The 19,295-nt window shown below is 40.9% G+C and carries 14 protein-coding genes; 11 read left to right on the forward strand and 3 right to left on the reverse strand.

The features are described from left to right. Positions 1-219: 219 nt before the first annotated feature. Entirely contained in the window at positions 220-3,315 is a 3,096-nt protein-coding gene (locus ACL8WY_RS08830) for a CHAT domain-containing protein (RefSeq protein WP_436514339.1), read from the forward strand. Between the two features lie 32 nt (positions 3,316-3,347). On the opposite strand, the gene ACL8WY_RS08835 is transcribed toward ACL8WY_RS08830, so the two are convergent. After that, a complete protein-coding gene (locus tag ACL8WY_RS08835; RefSeq protein WP_436514340.1) occupies positions 3,348-4,388 on the reverse strand; it encodes a hypothetical protein in 1,041 nt (346 codons plus the stop codon). 30 nt (positions 4,389-4,418) lie between these two features. Here ACL8WY_RS08835 and ACL8WY_RS08840 point away from each other — a divergent pair, with 30 nt between their 5' ends. Continuing rightward, the gene (locus tag ACL8WY_RS08840) at positions 4,419-4,868 is read left to right on the forward strand and encodes a nuclear transport factor 2 family protein (protein ID WP_436514341.1); all 450 of its coding nucleotides are present in this window, start codon (positions 4,419-4,421) and stop codon (positions 4,866-4,868) included. Between the two features lie 9 nt (positions 4,869-4,877). Here ACL8WY_RS08840 and ACL8WY_RS08845 read toward each other — a convergent pair whose 3' ends face one another. Continuing rightward, positions 4,878-5,672, reverse strand: a complete 795-nt coding sequence (locus ACL8WY_RS08845; protein ID WP_436514342.1) for a DUF6503 family protein — start codon at positions 5,670-5,672, stop codon at positions 4,878-4,880. A gap of 182 nt (positions 5,673-5,854) precedes the next feature. On the opposite strand from ACL8WY_RS08845, the gene ACL8WY_RS08850 reads away from it, so the two are divergent. The 6 genes from ACL8WY_RS08850 (at position 5,855) to ACL8WY_RS08875 (ending at position 15,611) form a co-directional block, all read left to right on the forward strand. Continuing rightward, positions 5,855-6,187, forward strand: coding sequence for a PadR family transcriptional regulator (locus tag ACL8WY_RS08850; protein ID WP_436518050.1), 333 nt, complete (start codon positions 5,855-5,857; stop codon positions 6,185-6,187). Positions 6,188-6,190: 3 nt separating this feature from the next. Beyond that, complete coding sequence (locus ACL8WY_RS08855; protein WP_436514343.1) at positions 6,191-8,818, forward strand: ABC transporter permease; 2,628 nt, start codon at positions 6,191-6,193, stop codon at positions 8,816-8,818. After that, the gene (locus ACL8WY_RS08860) at positions 8,811-11,528 is read left to right on the forward strand and encodes an ABC transporter permease (RefSeq protein ID WP_436514344.1); all 2,718 of its coding nucleotides are present in this window, start codon (positions 8,811-8,813) and stop codon (positions 11,526-11,528) included. Before ACL8WY_RS08855 ends, ACL8WY_RS08860 begins: the two co-directional genes overlap by 8 nt. Positions 11,529-11,620: 92 nt before the next feature. Further along, on the forward strand, positions 11,621-11,953 hold the full coding sequence (locus ACL8WY_RS08865) for a PadR family transcriptional regulator (protein ID WP_436514345.1): 333 nt from the start codon (positions 11,621-11,623) through the stop codon (positions 11,951-11,953). After that, positions 11,950-14,619: an FtsX-like permease family protein gene (locus tag ACL8WY_RS08870; protein WP_436514346.1), complete on the forward strand. Its 2,670-nt coding sequence runs from the start codon at positions 11,950-11,952 to the stop codon at positions 14,617-14,619. The genes ACL8WY_RS08865 and ACL8WY_RS08870 overlap by 4 nt, the downstream gene beginning before the upstream one ends. Before the next feature lie 74 nt (positions 14,620-14,693). Beyond that, a complete protein-coding gene (locus tag ACL8WY_RS08875; RefSeq protein ID WP_436514347.1) occupies positions 14,694-15,611 on the forward strand; it encodes a leucine-rich repeat domain-containing protein in 918 nt (305 codons plus the stop codon). Here ACL8WY_RS08875 and ACL8WY_RS08880 read toward each other — a convergent pair. Further along, positions 15,608-16,078 (reverse strand): hypothetical protein, encoded by a 471-nt coding sequence (locus tag ACL8WY_RS08880; RefSeq protein ID WP_436514348.1) that lies wholly within the window; start codon positions 16,076-16,078, stop codon positions 15,608-15,610. The two genes, ACL8WY_RS08875 and ACL8WY_RS08880, sit on opposite strands and share 4 nt — an antisense overlap. A 194-nt stretch (positions 16,079-16,272) precedes the next feature. On the opposite strand from ACL8WY_RS08880, the gene ACL8WY_RS08885 reads away from it, so the two are divergent. From ACL8WY_RS08885 to ACL8WY_RS08895, 3 genes are read left to right on the forward strand one after another with little or no spacing between them, the layout of a single operon-like run. Further along, entirely contained in the window at positions 16,273-16,620 is a 348-nt protein-coding gene (locus ACL8WY_RS08885) for a PadR family transcriptional regulator (protein ID WP_436514349.1), read from the forward strand. Next, complete coding sequence (locus ACL8WY_RS08890; protein WP_436514350.1) at positions 16,620-17,231, forward strand: permease prefix domain 2-containing transporter; 612 nt, start codon at positions 16,620-16,622, stop codon at positions 17,229-17,231. The genes ACL8WY_RS08885 and ACL8WY_RS08890 overlap by 1 nt, the downstream gene beginning before the upstream one ends. After that, a complete protein-coding gene (locus ACL8WY_RS08895) occupies positions 17,210-19,273 on the forward strand; it encodes an FtsX-like permease family protein (protein ID WP_436514351.1) in 2,064 nt (687 codons plus the stop codon). Before ACL8WY_RS08890 ends, ACL8WY_RS08895 begins: the two co-directional genes overlap by 22 nt. The last annotated feature ends 22 nt before the right edge of the window (positions 19,274-19,295 follow it).

Raw genomic sequence — 19,295 nt, forward strand, 5'->3', positions numbered from 1 at the left:
ATACCCAAAATGAGGTATTTAAACATTTTTCCTAATACTAAAATAAAGCGTCTTGCCCCATTTATATTTTAACAAATTGTTATTTCGATTAACTATTATCACCGCTCCATGAATGACATCCATTTAGGTATTGAGATGCATTATCTTTAACTTCTGAAAGGTGAGCCCATTTTCGAAAGTCCAAAAGGCTTGCTTTCTTAGTACTAAAATCACTACCACATGAAATTTCTTCAAACAGCTTTACTCTTAGCAATTTGTACTTCTGGTTTCTCTCAATACACTTTTGAGACCAAAAAAGCAGAGAAACTTTACTACAAACTGGACGATGCCTACCTGGACTATGATTACAATACCATTCTTGATGAAGAGGATAATATTAAGTCCTACTTTTTGACAAAAGGGGACACGGTGGCAGCAAACATGTATTCTTTTTTGGCAGAAGCTTATGATTATGAGTTGTCAGATTATCAAACGGCTCTGGATTTCTACAATCTGGAATTACAGCTGAGGCTGAAAATTGAACCTGACGCTGAAAATAAAGACCTATTGTACAACATGGCTACTCTGCAGACAGAGCTCGGTTATTACGGAGATGCCGAACAATTTCTCACGTCCATACGTAAGTCGGATGCCAAAAACTACGGCAAGGAAAGTGCCGAATACTTCGATTCCTCAAAAGCACTTATCGAGCTCTACCTTCAAACCGAACAGGTAGGAAAAGGACTTGAAGTGACCCGCGACATTCAAAAAGTAGTTGCAAAAAATACAGTAGATGAAGGTGTGACTTATAAGTGGACCGGGGATATCTATGCCATCGAAGGCTCTTTTAAGAAAGCTGAGAAAAATCTAACAAAAGGTGTTAGAATATTTGAGGAAAATGGTCTGGAAGCCACTTTCGAATATGCATCAACTTTAAACAGTCTGGGTATTCTCTATTTTGAAAAAGGACTGCTTCCTGAAGCTGAAGCCTTGTTCCAGCAAACGCTGGATATATTACGTAGAATTCAAGGTGAGAATGAAGATGTAATCGCAGGAACTGAGAGCAACCTGGCCCTCGTATATTTTAATTTAGGTGATTATAAGAAAGCTGCTGAATTGCAAAAAAATACCCTTGAGCAAGACAAGGAATATTACGGTGAGGACTCTTTCACCTATGGGCTTAGTTTGTTGAACCTTGGCCTTACTTTTCTTTACGATGGAGAATATGCCGAATCAGAAAAGTTGCATAATCAAGCACTCGAAGTTTTCGCTGCGAGTGCCGGAGAAGAAAGTATTGATTATGGTCGTGTACAGAATAACCTGACCTTGCTTAACACCAAAAGAGGGTCCATTGAGCAAGCAATAGATTACGGTCAAAAGTCGATAAAAACGTACGAAAATTCACTCGGAGAAGATCATCCCGAAACAGCTTTTCCATATTTCAACCTTGCCAATGCCTATCTGGGATATGAGCAGATTGACAAAGCCTTACCTCTTGCCCAAAGAGCTTATGCTATTCGAAAGAAATCACTCGGTGAAAAACATCCTTATTTCGCTCGAAGCACCAATCAGCTTGCAATCATCAATTGGAAGCAAGGAAACACCAAAGAGGCCATGGGTTACTACAAGGAAACCTTTGACAACTATTTCAATCAGATCAATACTTTTTTCCCAGTTTTGACAGAGGAAGAAAAGGCCACTTTCTACTACACCAAACTCAAGCCGGGCTTTGAGCAATACATCTCTTTTATAGAGGAAACTTCAAGTGAGGACAAAGAGATGATTGGTGAAATCTACAACTATCAGTTGGCACTGAAAGGTCTCATTATGTATGCTACATCCAAAGTACGAGAGAGCATTCTCTCCAGTGGAGATGAAGTGCTGATAGAGAAATATGAAAACTGGGTTAGCCAAAAAGAACAATTAGCTAAACTTTTCAGCGTAACCGACATTTCTCTTGATAAGCGCAACAAGAAGATTGATTCATTGACTGAAATATCAAATGCACTGGAAGAAGAGTTAAGCAAAGAATCTAAAGTCTTTGGGAAAAACTTTGCCAACAGAAAACTTACCTGGCAAGATGTACAAGCTAAGCTTAAGCCAGGAGAAGCCGCAATTGAGGTTGTGAGATATCGTGATTTTTCCACCGACTCTTTAGGAGTTTTCACCGATGAAGTACACTATGCCGCTTTAATCGTAAAAGCCGATACAGAAGATTATCCCGAAATGGTGATCATGCGAAATGGCGCGCAAATGGAAAACAAATATCTGGCAAACTATCGAAATGCTATCAAGTATAAAATAGCTGAAAATTATAGTTACAGACTTTTTTGGAGGCCCATTGCCAATCGACTTGGTGATATAAAAAAGATCTACTTCTCACCTGATGGTGTTTACAATCAGGTGAGTATCTATACCTTGAGAAACCCGCAAACCAAGGAGTACCTCATCAATGAAATCGATCTTTCGATCATGACCAATACAAAGGATTTGGTGACAGAAACAGAGGCAAACAATGGAACCGGAAGCGTCTTTTTTGGATATCCAAACTACAACATGGGTTCAGATGAATCTGTAAAAGAAAAGAAAGAAAGTGGCGGAAGAGGCATGCGAAGCGGAGGCACTGGTGCGTTAGAAAGAGGCGCCACAATACCTAGAGGTATTCGAGGAAATCTTGTTCGCTATATGCGATCATTTAATGGCCTAGGCATGCTTCCAGGCACCAAAAAGGAAGTTCAACTGATTGATAGCTTGTACGCTAGCAAATCAATAAAAGCCGAGGTATATCTGCTCGAGGAAGCGGTTGAAAACAAAATCAAGGAGATAAAAAACCCAAGTACCTTGCATATAGCAACACACGGTTTTTTCCTGGAATTGGATCCGGATGATGCCACCACTGACAAGTACGTTGAAAATCCATTGCTGAGATCTGGCCTTGTGCTTGCCGGTGCTAATAGCTTCATTCGAACAGGTGAACTAGATGAGCGTCAGGGAACGGATGATGGAATTCTTACCGCATTTGAAGCTATGAACCTAAACCTGGACGAAACCGATATTGTGGTTCTATCTGCATGTGAAACCGGATTAGGTGAAATAAAAAATGGAGAGGGAGTTTATGGATTGCAGCGAGCATTCCAGATTGCAGGAGCAGACGCCATTATTATGTCTATCTGGACAGTAGACGATGCGGCAACTCAAGAGTTGATGACGAACTTTTATGAAGAATGGTTGACCCATGGAGACAAGCGCCGAGCATTCAATACTGCTCAAAAACGTCTCAAAGAAAAGTATGATCGTCCCTATTACTGGGGAGCGTTCATCATGGTAGGAGAATAACTTGCCAGCTAAAAAACAAATTAAAGGGAAGGCTAACGCTTTCCCTTTTTCTTTTCCCATTTCTGAAGGTCGAGAACCAAAATGCCTCTTCCCTTACCTGCAGGATCTTCTACATGCGCATACTGAAAAGCCATGTACCTGCCATCGTCGCTTATCACACCGTTTGAGGCTTTATATTCTGGGTTGTCGTTAAAAAATGTGATACGCTCCACATCGCCAGACTCATCCAATTTCATTTTATAAAGATCCAGCGTAAGAAATTCTTTCATCCCTTTGTATTTGGGTCTATGACGGTTGCTTTCAATCAAAATACTTAATCCATCCGGAAACGTTCCTTCTGCTTCATCATATGTTTTTTCACTTTTGGAATAGTCAATGAAAGTCTTCTTTTCAATATCATAGCCTAGTACTTCGGCTTGAAAGCCGAAGGTGCCTCCAAATGCATAGAATATCAGTTCGTTCTCCTTAAATGGTCGGAAATTCTGTGTTTCCAAATCCCATCCTTTGGCTGGAGTAGGAAGGTCTGACGATTGAAAAAGTGGCTTCCAGTTTTTGAGTTTAGGTTTTCCGTTATCATACTCAATCTCTCCAGCGTATATGGTCGAGCCAAGTGCCCAGGCAATATCCATCTTAGTACGAGACACAGCAGGCCCTTCTTTGCAATGCACCCCGAGTGCTGTTGGAGGTGTCTTCAAATCCTTTTTAAGTACCCAAAGCTCGGTATTTCGTGCATCACGACTTTTCCATGGATCATTGGAATCAAAGTTTTTCGCACCAGAAAGAAGAATATCTCCATTGGACAAATAAAGCGCACGAACAAAACCTTCATGAAAGAAATGATGTGTCATCGGACGTATTTCCCCGGTTGCGATTTTTACTTCAAAAACATCACCAAAGGTCTTTTCGATGAAAAGAATGCGTTCTCCATCGTGGGACCAATCAGCACGCTGACCGAAGTACGTGACCTGACTGATGTAGTCCGGCAAATTATCTATGGGGTTTTGGTCGTTTTGAGCGACTAGTGGGTGAATAAAAGCAACTAATGTTACTAAAATCAAGTATAAATGCTTCATATAATTAGGGTGATTTGACTCAAAGATAAAATGAAACTACTCTCCGCATTAATTCTACTGATAATAGCATTCGGATGTTCCGTAAAAAAAGAAGCATCATCACCTGATTTGCGTAAAACTATCGAAGCTTTTAATCACGCTTTTGTTGCAGGTGATACCATAAAGTTGGCTGAGCTTATCACCGCTGATTATGTTCATACAAACAGCTCCTGGAAATCATTTGGGAAAGAAAAATGGCTGTCCTATATGGTATCAAGAAGGAAAAAAATAGATTCAGGAATTCTGGAAGTTCATACCTATGAAATGGATGAATATGCCGTTGAGCAATATGAAAATACGGCAATTGTAACCGCCAGAATAACCAGCACAGGAACTGAAAACGGAATTGAATTCAACAAACAATTCCGTGTGACCAACCTGTGGATATATGATGGAAGCCACTGGCTAAGAGCAGGCTTCCATGATACACTTATTGAGTAGAGTTTAGCTCTATTCGACAGCTGCGTTATTCAGCGGTGCGATAAAGGCTCCTTCAGGTTTTTCAAATAAGCTCTCATCCGGTGCTTCTGTTGATAATTGAATGTTTTCAAAAACCGTAGCATCGTCTCTGGCTTCTCCCACTGCTTCTCCATCATAATTATACCATTGAATAGAAGTGGGAAGCAACAAGCCATTGAAAGTATCCCAATTTTCATATCTGATGAGCTTGTAATTGTCAGTAGCCTCACCGGTTCGGAAGGTCACCGTGTACATCAACCACTCCATTTTGTATGTCTCCTGATCATACCAAATGATGTAATTATCGTCTGGAGCGTCACCTACACCTACGCCGTAAGAAACTTTTATTCCGTTGTAAGTCTTCCCGTTCAGCTCGCGTGCCTCCACATCCTCATAGTATGCTCCCGGGTCGCCTACCACAAACGGCATTGCATAGAAATAGAAATATAGATTATGGTAAAAACGAGTTCTTTCAGTATCCACAGAGTCTGGAGTTACCCACACGTCTGTCCCATCAAAACCTATCGTTTGTTTCGGAGACTCAAGTCTGATTTTTCTGTTCTGAAGATTGGTGATTGTTGATTCATCTTCTTTCATATATGAGAGTGACTTCATTGCTGACCATGGCTCATAGCCACCATGTGCATCGAAAACTTTGGTAAGTGACTCTGAATGATGATCAGGTTTTTGATAGGCTGGAGCTTCTTGCTCGGTTGCTTCCTTTTGTGTTGCTGGTTGGCAGGCAACCATGAAAGCTAATGTTGCCAGATAGATTAAGTTCTTCATTTTACATTTTTATTTGCTACAAAAATATGTGTTTTAGTATCGCATGAGCACATTTTTTAGCAATTCCCAACCAAAGGTAACGCTCCTTACATTTAAAAAAATTGAAGTGGAATGAAACATTAAAACTACAATTAAGGTATAAGGTGTTTATTATTACTACATTTGAGGTAAATATCAATAAAATGGGAAAACATCAACTAGGAGAATTCGAAGAAGTAGTGATGCTGACAGTTGCCATCCTCACCGATGACGCTTATGGTTTCGCTATCATCGAGGAGATGGAGCAGCGCCTCAACCGGAAGGTGAGTATCGGCGCATTGCAAACCGTTCTTCGCAGACTGGAGAAAAAAGGCTATCTCTCTTCTGAAATGGGTGAGGCAACTAAAGTGCGTGGTGGCAAGCGTAAGCGCTTCTTCCACCTGACCTCTACAGGTAAAAATATATTGCAGGAAACAAAGGAGCAGCGACTAGGACTATGGAATGCTGTGCCTGAATTCGTGTTGAAATTCAGCTAATTAATGAATGACAAACAAACGCAAGCTCCTCCCAGTTGGGCGCTTCGATTCTTCCGCTGGTTTTGCAGACCGGAATATGTAGAAGACATAGAAGGTGACCTCTTGGAGCGATTTGAAAAAAGACCATCGCGATGGTTTTTTACTCTTGACGTATTTCGGCTCTTCCGACCTGGAATCGTCAAACCTTTAAAAAGCAGTCAAAAACTAACTAACTACGGCATGATATCCAATTATTACAAAGTGAGTATGCGAAACATACTCCGCAACAAAACATTCTCTTTGCTAAATATTTCTGGACTAAGTGTTGGCATTGCTAGCTGTATATTAATTCTCATCTATGTCAATAATGAGCTCTCATATGACACATATAATAGCAACTACGAGAGCACGTACCGAGTAATCCACTACTACGGACAGCAAGGTGAGCAGCCTGACTATGCCACATTGCCTACCAAAGAATATCAGGTTTGGGGTAATGCGCCAGTAGCACCTTCTATGCAAGATTATTTCCCAGAAGTAGAGAAGGTGTTTCGGTTTACAAGTGATGCGCCCTGGTTGTTTTCTTACAATGGCATTACCTATTCTGAGACTGACATTCTGTTCGCGGACTCCACCGCATTTGATGTATTTGACTGGGAGATATTAGCTGGAAACCCAAAGACCGCATTGGTAAGACCAAACACTGTAGTGCTTACACAAGAGTTAGCCAAAAAATACTTTGGGAACGAAAACCCAATTGGAAAATCAATCGTCATGGATAATCGAGATCCTTACGAGGTGACAGCTGTGGTTGAGATTCCAACCAACTCGCATTTTAAGTTTAATGGACTGATCTCGATGAGCACCTTTAGGAGATCTCGACCTTCTATATTTGATTCCTGGGGCTATGTGGATTTCTATACCTATTTCACACTAAAACCAGGTACCAGCATAGACCAATTGAAAGCGAAAGTCTCAGACTTCTTAAAGGCCAGCTTCCCTAATGAATTCAATTATCATATCGCTTTTGAGCCAATGTCAGAAGCGTACTTACACTCGGAAGCCGGCCGCCAACCTGGGCCTGTCGGCAGCATGAGTAATATTTATATTTTCACATCTGTAGCCATCTTCATCCTGCTCATTGCATGTATCAATTTCATGAGTTTATCCACAGCCAGATCGGTGGAACGTGCGAAGGAAGTTGCCATCCGAAAAACGATAGGTTCTCAGAGAAGATCACTGATTTATCAGTTTTTAGTTGAAGCTATTCTGGTCACATTCCTTGCTTCAATTTTCGCAGCAATACTTGTGTTTTTCGGCCATTCTTTACTAGAGACTATTTCGGGGAAAATACTTCCAATAGATTGGTTATTCTCTGTTTCGAATGTAATTATCGCAATTGCAAGCGTATTAATTATTGGGGTCATCGCCGGCAGTTACCCTGCTTTTGTACTTTCCACATTTAGGCCAATCACAGTTCTGAAAGGTTCATTCAAAACTTCATCCAGAGGAATCTGGCTAAGAAAATCATTGGTGGTACTTCAATTTGCATTGTCCATCATACTTCTGGCAGGTGCAACTGTTGTGTCATCCCAGCTTGACTTCTTACAAGAATATGATCTGGGCTTTGACTCTGAACAGGTATTAGTAATCGACTTTGGATATGACGGTGAAGTTCAACGAAAGCGTGAGTACCTGAAGCAACAGTTTCTAAATCACCCGGATGTGGATATGGTTTCTGTTTCTCGCGCCACACCTGGAGACTTCTTTCCAAATGCCGGTACAGGGATAGCTGATCCTGTTTCAGGTGAAATTACATATAAAGGCCCCGCCATTTATGAGGTCGATGAAGACTTCATTCCTACATACAAAATGAACATGGTGGCCGGAAGAAATTTCTCGGATGACTTTCCCTTAGACTCAGCAAATGCTTTAATCCTCAATGAATCTGCTGCCAAACTTTACGGGTATCCAAATCCACAGGAAATCATCGGTAAGTCATTCGAGCAATGGGGACGAGAAGGTAAAATTGTGGGTGTGGTGGAAGACTTTAACTATGTCTCTCTGCATGAAGACGTAGAGCCGCTTTCTATCCGTTTTGGCACACAATTCAATGTTTCCGTTATCTCTTTGAAGCTGAGTAGTCAAGATTATTCAAAAACTTTAGCTGAGCTTGAGTCTATTTGGTTGAAGACCATCCCTCACAGACCGTTCGATACACGATTTGCTGATCAAAATTTTGATGATCAATATGTCGCTGATGAGCGATTCGGAATGATTTTCTCCGTTTTTTCCTCGCTGGCCATATTCGTTGCCTGCCTGGGCTTGTTCGGGCTTACCATATACAGTACTGCTCAGCGCAACAAAGAAATCGGAGTTAGGAAAGTCCTTGGAGCATCTACAAGTCGAATCATTGCTTTGCTTTCCAAAGACTTCCTGCTGTTGTTTGTGATCGCCTTCATTATTGCCGTCCCGCTCTCCTGGTATGTGATGAACAGCTGGCTTGACGGGTTCGCGTATCGAATATCCTTAGGTTTCGGAGTTTTTGCGGTATCGGCTCTGATTACACTTATTGTGGCCTTTATTACAATGAGCTTCAAAACTATAAGTGCGGCACTTTCCAATCCTGTCGATTCTCTGCGAGATGAATAAACGGCCGCCTAAATATCCACTTCGCTTCTTCCGCTGGTTCTGCAATCCAGACTATGTGGAAGATATCGAAGGTGACCTTTTAGAGCGCTTTGAAAAAAGGACTAACCAAAATAAATCAGCCAGGTGGCTCTTTACACTTGACATACTGAAGCTCTTTCGCCCGGGTATTATTCGAAATTTTGAAGGAACACAAAAACTCAACAACTACGGCATGTTTAAATCAATGATCAAAATGGCGTGGCGAAGTGCCATTCGTCAAAAACAATTTACTATTCTCAATACGCTCGGACTGACAATAGGCATAAGTACTTGCTTAATGATCGGGCTTTATATCCATGATGAAATGTCATTCGATGAATTTCATGTCAAAGGAGATCGGATTTATCGTGTGAATCAACCATATATATGGGGCGACTGGAACCAAACAATGTCTAGCACTGGCCCCAATGTAGCTGTGGCACTGCGAGAAGATGCCGCTGCATTTGAAGAAGTTACTCGCATATTGTCTCTCGGATCTCTAACCGCTGCAAATGGTAGTAGTCGTTCCAATAGCTTCAAAGAAAATCGCATTTATGCAGTGGAGGAGAATTTCTTCAAGGTTTTCACTTTTGAGTTAATTGCTGGTGACAAAACTTCAGTTCTAAGAAATCCCCTGAGTGTCCTTATAACCGAAAAAACGATGAAGCGCTATTTTGGTGAAGATGCTCTACCAACATACACTATTGGAAAGAATATTGAGATCAAACAGTATGACGGCTCGTGGAAAGCCTTTTCAATTGATGGTATTCTTGCGGATGCACCATCACAATCTCACATACAGTTTGATATGTTGCTCTCACTCAAAAGCGAATCTGAAATGATGCAAGCACATGGCTGGAAATGGATCTGGACTGCATTCTCTACGTATGGTTTAGTGAAAGAAGGAACGAATGTGGCTGCTTTAGAGAAGGATATTCAGGCAATACCTGCAAAATGGGCTCCTCCCACAACTGAGCGAATTTTCAATCAGACATTCGAAGAGTTTACAGATGGCAATCCATGGAAACTAGAACTTCAGCCATTAAGTGAAGTATATATAGCAAGCTCACCATCAGGTCATGCTTTCGGCCCAACCGGAAATCCACTCTTTATCAAAATATTTGGAGCAATTGGTCTCTTAGTGTTGGCTTTATCTGCTATTAATTTCATGAATCTATCGACAGCCAGAGCCACCAACAGGTCCAAGGAAGTAGGCGTCAGAAAAGTGCTTGGGTCGGAAAGAAAAACGATTGTTAAGCAATTTATTTTGGAATCCGTCCTCTTTGTTTTGGTAAGTACCACACTTGCACTTTTGGTTGTTCACGGCTCTTTAGAACCATTCAATCATCTGGCTGAGAAGCAAATTGAAATCCTTCCGTATTTGCAGACCTCTTCGTTTTATCTGGTGGTAATTTCATTCATATCAATCTTGGGCTTTGCTGCCGGAAGTTACCCTGCATTGTACCTATCCTCATTTAGACCAATTGAATCTCTTAAGGGAAAAATCAAAACAGGATTCAAGGGCAGAGGTATCAGGAATGGATTGGTTGTTTTCCAGTTCACAATTTCCATAGCGCTTATCATCACTACATTCTTCGTCCAAAAGCAGCTTAGCTACGCCTCAAATGTAGATGTTGGATTCGCTAAGGAAAATATACTGCAACTCCACAATGTCGAGGAACTAGGCTTTGAAACTGAAGCACTAAAAAACAGACTAGTCGCATACTCTACCTTTACGGAAGTAGGTAAGTCATTCGGTGTACCGCCATTTGTGTGGTCGAATGATCGGTACAAAGCAGCTGGTCCGGACAATCCCGTGGTTCAGTTGAGTAACCTAAGAATTGATGATGACTACATAGATGTATTGGGATTGGAGTTTCTTGCTGGCAGAAACTTTGATTCCAACATAGAAAACGACAAGTATAAAGTCATCCTTAATGAGAAAGCTGTAAGAAACCTCGGATGGAAATTAGAAAATGCGGTAGGTAAATCGGTGGCACTTGCCTCAGGTGGAGAAGAGGAACATGAAGTGATCGGTGTGGTAGAGGACTTCAACTTCAATAGTGTGAAGCAAGAAATAGATCCATTGATCTTGATTCACCACCGAAATGACATTGTGTGGGATTATGGAGCCGGCAGATCCTTTTATTCCATGCGACTAAATCCAGAGACAATAACCACAACTGATGATTTGAATCAGCTACTGATTTCCTTGGAAGAAGAACTGAAACAAGTTGATCCAACTGTTCCATTTGAGTACAGCTTCATGAATCAGGAGTTCGAAGCTACCTTCAGATCAGAAAGAAAAATGGCAACTATACTCAATGTATTTACCATCATGGCAATGATTATTGCGTGCCTTGGATTGTTTGGTTTAGCAGCTTTTTCGGCTGAGCAACGTACCAAAGAACTCGGCATAAGAAAGGTACTTGGTGCTAGCATTGCAGAGCTAGTGGCTACTTTTTCAAAGGAATTTACAAAGCTTGTACTCGTTGCTGTCTTATTGGCGTGCCCATTGGCCTGGTATTTTGTAAAGCTGTGGTTGCAGGATTTTGCTTACAGTACTCCTATCGAAATATGGGTGTTTCTTGTTGCCGTCGTGGCTTCTTTATTAATAGCCATCTTAACAATCAGTTTTCAATCTATTCGATCAGCAAACAAAAATCCCGTAGAGATTCTAAAAGACGAATAGGTATCAATTTACCATAGTACAACCTCCAATTCTATTTCTTTTACAACTTAAATAGAAATACTACGTATATTTGTTTTACAAATTCAATAATAATGGGTAGAACAAATTTTTTAGGTGAGTTCGAAGAGCTAATCCTTACCATGGTTTTGATTCTGAATGATGATGCCTACGGCAACACCATTGTGAAGGCCATCAAAGAACATCAAAACAGGGATGTGAATCTCAGCTCAGTTCATATCACCATGTATCGGCTGGAAGAAAAAGGATTTTTAGAGTCATACATGGGTGGCGCTACAAATGAAAGAGGCGGCCGAAAGAAGCGTTATTTCAAAATCACCAATGCTGGAAAGGCCTTGCTCAAAGAAATGAAGGACGCCCGAACAAACCTATGGAAGCTTACTCCTCAGCTAAACTTTAGCATATGAGCAAAAAGCGTCCTCCAAAGTTTTTCACTCGATTTTTTAGGTGGTATTGCAATCCCGTATTGCAAGAAGCAATTCTTGGTGATCTGAATGAACAATTTGAAGAAGATCTTGAGAATTATGGAGCCGGCAAAGCGCGACGAAAATTTGCATGGACTGTTATTCGATTTTTTAGAAAGGACATCATTAAGCCCGTCAGCGGGAAGCAAAAACTCAATTACTACGGCATGTTTAAGAACTATTTTATCACTTCTATTCGATTTATCAAGCGAGAAAAAGTATTTGCCTTGATGAACATTTCAGGACTGGCACTCGGAATTGCCTGCGCATTGGTCATCTACAAAATCCTTGATCACGAATTCAGCTTTGATAAACATCACGAAAATTACGATCGCATCTATCGAGTCAATAATGAAGACATTAGAAGCAGTGGTAAAGTACTTTGGAGAGGTCAGGCACATCCATTAGGCAAAGCTCTGCGTACCGAATTTCCCAGTATCAACGCTGCAATGACTTTCTACGATGAAGATGGCCTCATCGCAGTAGAAGATGAAAGTGGAGACTTAAAGCGCTTTCAGGAAGACAAAGGAGTTGCTTTCGTAGAACCTCAGTTTTTTGAACTTTTCACTGTGAAATTTTTAGTAGGCGATTCAGAACATGCCCTCGATCAGCCTGGCAAAGTTATTTTGACCGAATCCAAGGCAAAGAAATATTTTGGACTTAACACCAACACACTATCCGAAGCGATAGGTAGAATGGTGATCTTGGAAAATGAACAGACTACATACGTGTCTGCTGTCATCGAAGACATGCCTAAAACATCTGAATTCCCTTTTGAACTACTTTTTCATTACAAAGATCAAGAAGCAGCAAATCCTTGGTTTTATGATGGTGAAGACTGGGGAGAATACAATAGCGCTACAAATTGCTTCATATTATTAGATGAAGGTATAAACCCACAGAAATTTGAAAAGCAATTAGAAACAATAGTCGAAAAATATTTGCCTCCTCGAATGGCTGAAAGTAGAACCTACCGCCTTCAACCGCTCTCTGACCTACACTATAGCGATCAAATCAGAAAAACCTATGCGGGCATTACTGCGACGAAAGAAGAACTTGTTGTCCTGGGACTGGTAGGCTTATTTCTCATAATCACAGCATGTATCAATTTCGTCAATTTATCCACCGCACAAGCAGTAAAACGATCGAAAGAAGTAGGAGTGCGCAAAACAATGGGTAGCAGTAAAACCCAACTTGTGGTTCAATTCCTTTGCGAGACACTGGTCATCACCCTTTTGGCAACCACGGTAGGACTATTCATAGCTGCATATCTCGGAAACCAGGTAGAAGTCATTTTCAATGATCAAATGAATATTGATCTTCTTTCTGATTATAATATCATCTTCTTTCTGATCACCTTGATCATCGGAGTGACTTTGTTTGCAGGGTTATATCCTTCATTCATTCTGGCAGGTATGAACCCTGTAATGGCGATAAAAAACAACCTTAACATCAAGCAAACTTCAGGGTTCCTTTCCCTGCGAAGGGCACTCGTTATTTTTCAATTTTCAATTTCTCAGATTCTAATCATCGGTATCCTGATACTCAATGCGCAAATGAGCTACTTCCAAACTAAAGATCTGGGATTCAATGATGATTCAATAGTCGTAGTAAAGCTCCCCGAAAATGACTCGACTAACCTAAGTGTGCTCAAAAACGAGCTTCTTGCTCACTCATCAATCGAGCAGGTAAGTTTTAGTAGCTCAGGGCCCATGGCTTCCTGGAGATCTACCAATCCAATCTTTCACCCGAATATCGAAGGGCAGGATCTGATGGGTAACTTGAAGACAGTTGACGAAAACTATTTCGACTTGTATGAGATGGAGATTATCGCCGGAGAATCCTTCAAGCAAAATGATCCAAGAAGTCACGCGGTTGTCAACCGAAGAGTTACAGAAATTTTGGGATTTGAGGACCCTGAAAAAGCACTTGGCGAACGTATTAAGTACGGTCGCGGATCACTTGAATTCATCGTGGTAGGAGTAGTCGAGGACTTTCATGCGGCCTCACTTCATCAAGATCTGGATAATGTCTTTATGGCCAATGTATCCTGGAATATTTTTCAAGCTGGGATAAAGCTAAAGTCGGACGGGTCATCTTTCTCTGAAATGAAAGAAGCCATAATTCACATTGAAGAAGCTTGGGAGGATCGTTTCCCGGAACATGTTTTCGATTTACAATTTTATGACGAGACCGTTGCAAGTATGTATAGTCTGGAAGAAAGTGTCTCTCAAGTCTTTCGCATCTTCGTCATCATTGCCATTATAATTGGTGCGCTGGGACTTTACGGTCTGGTTTCCTTTATGGCCAATCAAAAAACCAAAGAGATTGGCATCCGAAAAGTGATGGGAGCTTCTGAGCTGGCTATTTGGAATATCTTCTCCAAAGAACTTATATCACTTTTGATGATAGCTTTTCTAGTATCAGGTCCTGTCGCTTACTTTGTGATGCGGGCATTTCTTGACACCTATGCATACAGAATTACACTTGGCCCAGGATTTTTTGTTTTGGCGATTGTCACCAGCTTGATAATCGCAGTGCTTACTGTGGGGTATAAGTCAATGAAAGTGGCTAAAGCCAATCCAATTTTATCGTTGAGAGATGAATAGGAAAAAGTGAGCTCTGAGCAAGATCTTATTTGTGCAAAACGAATTAGCTTACTGGTTTATCCAATTTCTTAAGTATGAAAAAAACTGTTCTATTACCTGGGTTGATTTTGATTCAGATATCCTTATTTGGACAAAACAGTCAGAAATTTACCTCAATTGGAGAAGCACTGAAACAACCTGGAAAAGTAACTTGGTTGGAAGTCAATCGTGGAGAAGATAAGTCGCTTGATGAAATAGGAAATCTGATAAACCTGAAGCAGCTCTATTTGAAAGATTGCAGCCTTACCAACATGCCCGGAGAATTTAGCAAGCTCCAAAATCTCACTTTGCTCAACGTTCAGAATAATCAACTAACATCGATACCGGAAGAGTTGACTTCACTGAATCAATTGGCTGTAATTAACCTGAGAGCGAATAATTTCATGATTTTTCCGAAGGTTCTGACGCAACTTCCAAATCTTAGAGAAATTGATCTGGCAGAGAATCCACAACTTGATATCAACGATGCAATAGAAATGCTTGCAATGGTGTCAAAACTTGATTTTCTATATCTCAGTGGTAATCAGCTAACATCATTGCCACCAGAAATGGATCAGCTAAGCGCTCTCGAAGAACTCCACTTATCCAATAATCCCGACTTAAATTTTGATGAAGTCTTTTCGATACTCGGTGAATTAACCAGCTTGAAAATACTGGTCCTTGCAGAATGTAAACTAGAGTCAGTTTCAACCAACCTGTCCAGAATGAAGCAATTAGAAGGATTGGTCCTGGACAGGAACCCAAAAATCAATATTGCGCAACTTGGTGATCAATTAGAAAAACTGGAAGGATTGAAAGTGCTTCTTTTGCGGGATAATAGCCTTGAAAGTTTTCCGGAGAACCTTGAAGTCTTCAGCCAACTAGCGATCTTGGAGCTCAGCGGGAATGATTTTTCTAATGATGAGCAGCTACGAATAAAGAACGAGCTTCCAAATACGAATGTGATATTTTAAAGGCTACCCAGCTCTAAGCGATAATCAGCCTGCAAATCCTCATGCAAACCAGCTAATGCTTTCTCTACTCGTTTGATTTCTCGATGATATAAATTATTAATGGTGGTATGACGACCAATAGCTATTCCAGAATCTCTGATCGCCTGACAGAAATACATCCTTACCTCAACCTCTGTCTGTTTCTGACCCGAATACCTGAGTGATTTATTCAAAGACCTAACAATTTTCTGCAGCCCTTTTTTGACATAATAAAGGTGGCTCATATTGATATCTTCCATCATGTCATTGATGTCCTCCTTTAGCAACTTGATATAGCTCTGCTCATCACCAGCCTCAAAAAGCAGATACGTCAACAATTCCTTATTGTCCTTTTTGAATCGTCCAAGTCGCAGGCAAATAGCCAAAACCTCCTCGGGGTTCCTCTGCTTCAATTCTCGCTTGATGTCTGCCAGTGATGCTGCTTTCATGCACCTAAGTTAGCCCTTGAACTTAAAAATAATTTTACTACAAATAGGAATTTATAACCAAAACTTCCTTTTCTTCGTAAACACTACAAATAGGAATTAATTATGCGCATGATGCTCAGCCCAATTATTGAAGAAACAGATTTGACTTAAGTAGACAGGGTAGCAAGCCGCTCAATCTTATGACTTTTAAAAAAATGAAAAAATTTCAACTAGGCGAGTTTGAGGAAATCGTAATGCTAACCGTAGCGATCCTTTATGACAATGCTTATGGCGTCTCTATTAAGAAAGAAATTGAAAGCAGACTTGACAGAAATGTGAGTGTGGGGGCACTGCAATCAGCCCTCAAAAGGTTGGAGGATAAAGATTATCTCGCATCGCATGATAAGGATGCTACACAAGAACGAGCAGGCAGACCTAAGCGATACTTCAAAATTACTTCGCTTGGGAAACAAGCTATGCAGCATACTAAGGAGACGCGTAACTCTTTGTGGGATGCCATTCCCTCAATATCCCTGGATGTGAAATTTGCTGAAGTTTACTAATGCATCAGCCTCCTAAGCTTTTCCTCAAATTCTTCAGATGGTTTTGCCATCCTCGATTGGTTAAACCGATCGAAGGAGATCTCATGGAATTGTATGAAGAGAGAATCCAGGAACTCGGCAGGAAAAAAGCAGACAGGAAATTTAGAAGAGACGTACTGCTGCTGTTCAGAAAAGACATCATCAAGCCTACAGATGGCACTTACAGAATAAACACTTACGGCATGTTCAAAAACTATTTCAAAGTAGGGATCAGAAATATCCTGAAGTATAAAATGTTCTCCTTCATCAATGTATTTGGACTAGCAGTTGCCATGTCTGTTTGTATGCTCATCATATTGATGCTCGCTGATCAAAAAAACTACGACCAGTTTCACAGCGATAAAGATCGAATCTACCGAGTGCTAGGAACTCCGGTTATTGGTAGCTGGCCTTTCGCTACTGTTCCCTTGCCAGCAGCGGAATCAATCAAAGAAGAGTACCCGTTTGTAGAGGAGGTAGTCTGTTTGCGTAGAGGAGTCGGCGGTGATGCGTCAATCAATCAAAAGACAGCCGAGATGAAAGGATACTTTACCAGCAGTTCCTTTTCAGCTTGTTCAGCTTTCCACTTATAGAAGGTGATAAATCGACGGCTCTTTCATCTCCAAATTCACTGGTCATCTCCAAAGAAAAGGCATACCAATTGTTCAACGATAAGAGCCCGCTTGGCAAACAAGTGAAATTTGAAGATCGTGGACTACACATTTTAGACATTGAATCAGGCACGCCTCCGGTGGATTGGGGTACTTACACAGTGACCGGTGTGATTGATTTGAGTGCCTACAAAACACACATAAAGTTTGATGTATTGATATCCTCCTCCACTTTACCACAGCTTTATCAAGATAGCCTCATGGCGGATGTGTCAGAAAACTGGGAGCATTATTGGGCGGCATATTCGTACTTTAAAGTTTCCGAAGGTACCACTCAGGAGCAAGTGCAAAAAGCCTTGGCTGATCTTTCACTTCGCAAGTATGCCGATTCAGAAGAGTTTGCCGATTTCCAATTATCCGGACAGAAATTAACTGAAATAACGCCAGGAATACCTGTCAATAATGAAGCAACCTTCAGGCTTCCAGAAATAGCCTATTACATCTTATCGATTCTCGCGCTTGTTATCATGGTAATGGCCTGCCTAAACTATACCAACCTATCAATAGCGCGTGCCATCACCCGTATGAAGGAAATTGGTGTGAGGAAAGTAAATGGTGCAACACGAAAAAATCTCATTTATCAGTTTTTAACCGAATCGGTTATTACTGTAGTTATTGCTTTAATGTTTGCCTCAATAATCCTTTACTTTACCAAGGAGGCTTTTATGAATCTTTGGTTCAATAAGTACCTGAATTTTGAACTAAGCACCTCACTACCGGTAATCGTCAAATTTCTCATCTTTGCGGTGATTGTTGGTCTGATCGCAGGAACCTATCCGGCATTGTTCCTTTCAAAGAAAAATCCAATCAGTGCACTAAAAAGTAAGGACCTTTCGAGAGGAAAATGGGGACTGCAAAAAGTGCTGAACGTTTCTCAGTTTGTGGTATCACTGATTTTCATTGTCACCTCAATGGTGATCTACAACCAGTTTAAGCACTACACAGAATTTGAATACGGGTTCAATTCCGAAAACATCATCAACATGCCGCTTCAAGGCAATGATTATGATTTAGTAGTAAACGAGCTTAATCAGGTTTCAGGCGTCACTAAGATTTCAGGCGTTGATTACATCCCCGCAACTGGAATTACCAACGTCATCGAGATTGAAGGTAAAAAGGAAGGTGATGATCCATTCGTGCTGCTTAATTATTACGTAGACGAAAACTTCATCGATAACCTAGGGCTCAAATTGTTGCACGGAGATCCAATAACTGCCAATAGAGCAGACGGAAAATATATCCTGATCAATGAATCGGCTGTCGAAAAACTGGGATACACTAACCCACAGGAAGCCCTTGGACAAATCTGGAAATTGGACAGTGATGAATCCGTCCAAATCATTGGAGTAGTGGAAAACTTCCGCGCCTCGCTATTAATAAACGGACATGAAATTAGACCGATGGCATTGAGTGCTGGAAAGAGCTACATAAATTATCTGAATGTTCGAATTTCAGGAGGAAATCCGCTCAAAACCATTGCAGATATCCAAGAACGATGGAAACAAATAGATCCGGTTCATGAATTTAAGTATGACTTTTACGACAATGAATTGGCTAACACTAACCTAGCCATTTTTGATGTTGTCACAATTATTGGATACATCTCTTTTCTGGCAATATTGATTGCATGTCTTGGGTTATTGGGAATGGCCACTTATGCAACGGAGCGCAAAACCAAGGAGGTCGGAATCCGAAAAGTATTGGGAGCGGATGAACTTAAAATCGTCCTGATTCTCTCAAAATCATTCTTGACGCTGCTTGCAATCTCAATTTTAATTGCAGCTCCACTCAGCTATTTTATCAACAAACTATGGCTGGATAATCTTCCAAACAGGGTGGCATTTGGCTTTGACACTGTTATCCTTGGATCCATTTTGATGCTCGTTCTCGGGCTGATTACTATCGGTTCGCAAACGCTAAGAGCAGCAAGACAAAACCCTGTTGAATCATTAAAAGATGAATAGAAATCCACCTCGGATATTCCTC

It is taken from the genome of Ekhidna algicida (assembly GCF_051379705.1).
Classification (GTDB): domain Bacteria; phylum Bacteroidota; class Bacteroidia; order Cytophagales; family Cyclobacteriaceae; genus Ekhidna.

Excerpts from the sequence above, each read along its gene's own strand:
- ACL8WY_RS08830 (WP_436514339.1), top strand. The coding sequence starts at position 220 with ATGAAATTTCTTCAAACAGCTTTACTCTTAGCAATTTGTACTTCTGGT.
- ACL8WY_RS08835 (WP_436514340.1), bottom strand. The coding sequence starts at position 4,388 with ATGAAGCATTTATACTTGATTTTAGTAACATTAGTTGCTTTTATTCAC.
- ACL8WY_RS08840 (WP_436514341.1), top strand. The coding sequence starts at position 4,419 with ATGAAACTACTCTCCGCATTAATTCTACTGATAATAGCATTCGGATGT.
- ACL8WY_RS08845 (WP_436514342.1), bottom strand. The coding sequence starts at position 5,672 with ATGAAGAACTTAATCTATCTGGCAACATTAGCTTTCATGGTTGCCTGC.
- ACL8WY_RS08850 (WP_436518050.1), top strand. The coding sequence starts at position 5,855 with ATGGGAAAACATCAACTAGGAGAATTCGAAGAAGTAGTGATGCTGACA.
- ACL8WY_RS08855 (WP_436514343.1), top strand. The coding sequence starts at position 6,191 with ATGAATGACAAACAAACGCAAGCTCCTCCCAGTTGGGCGCTTCGATTC.
- ACL8WY_RS08860 (WP_436514344.1), top strand. The coding sequence starts at position 8,811 with ATGAATAAACGGCCGCCTAAATATCCACTTCGCTTCTTCCGCTGGTTC.
- ACL8WY_RS08865 (WP_436514345.1), top strand. The coding sequence starts at position 11,621 with ATGGGTAGAACAAATTTTTTAGGTGAGTTCGAAGAGCTAATCCTTACC.
- ACL8WY_RS08870 (WP_436514346.1), top strand. The coding sequence starts at position 11,950 with ATGAGCAAAAAGCGTCCTCCAAAGTTTTTCACTCGATTTTTTAGGTGG.
- ACL8WY_RS08875 (WP_436514347.1), top strand. The coding sequence starts at position 14,694 with ATGAAAAAAACTGTTCTATTACCTGGGTTGATTTTGATTCAGATATCC.
- ACL8WY_RS08880 (WP_436514348.1), bottom strand. The coding sequence starts at position 16,078 with ATGAAAGCAGCATCACTGGCAGACATCAAGCGAGAATTGAAGCAGAGG.
- ACL8WY_RS08885 (WP_436514349.1), top strand. The coding sequence starts at position 16,273 with ATGAAAAAATTTCAACTAGGCGAGTTTGAGGAAATCGTAATGCTAACC.
- ACL8WY_RS08890 (WP_436514350.1), top strand. The coding sequence starts at position 16,620 with ATGCATCAGCCTCCTAAGCTTTTCCTCAAATTCTTCAGATGGTTTTGC.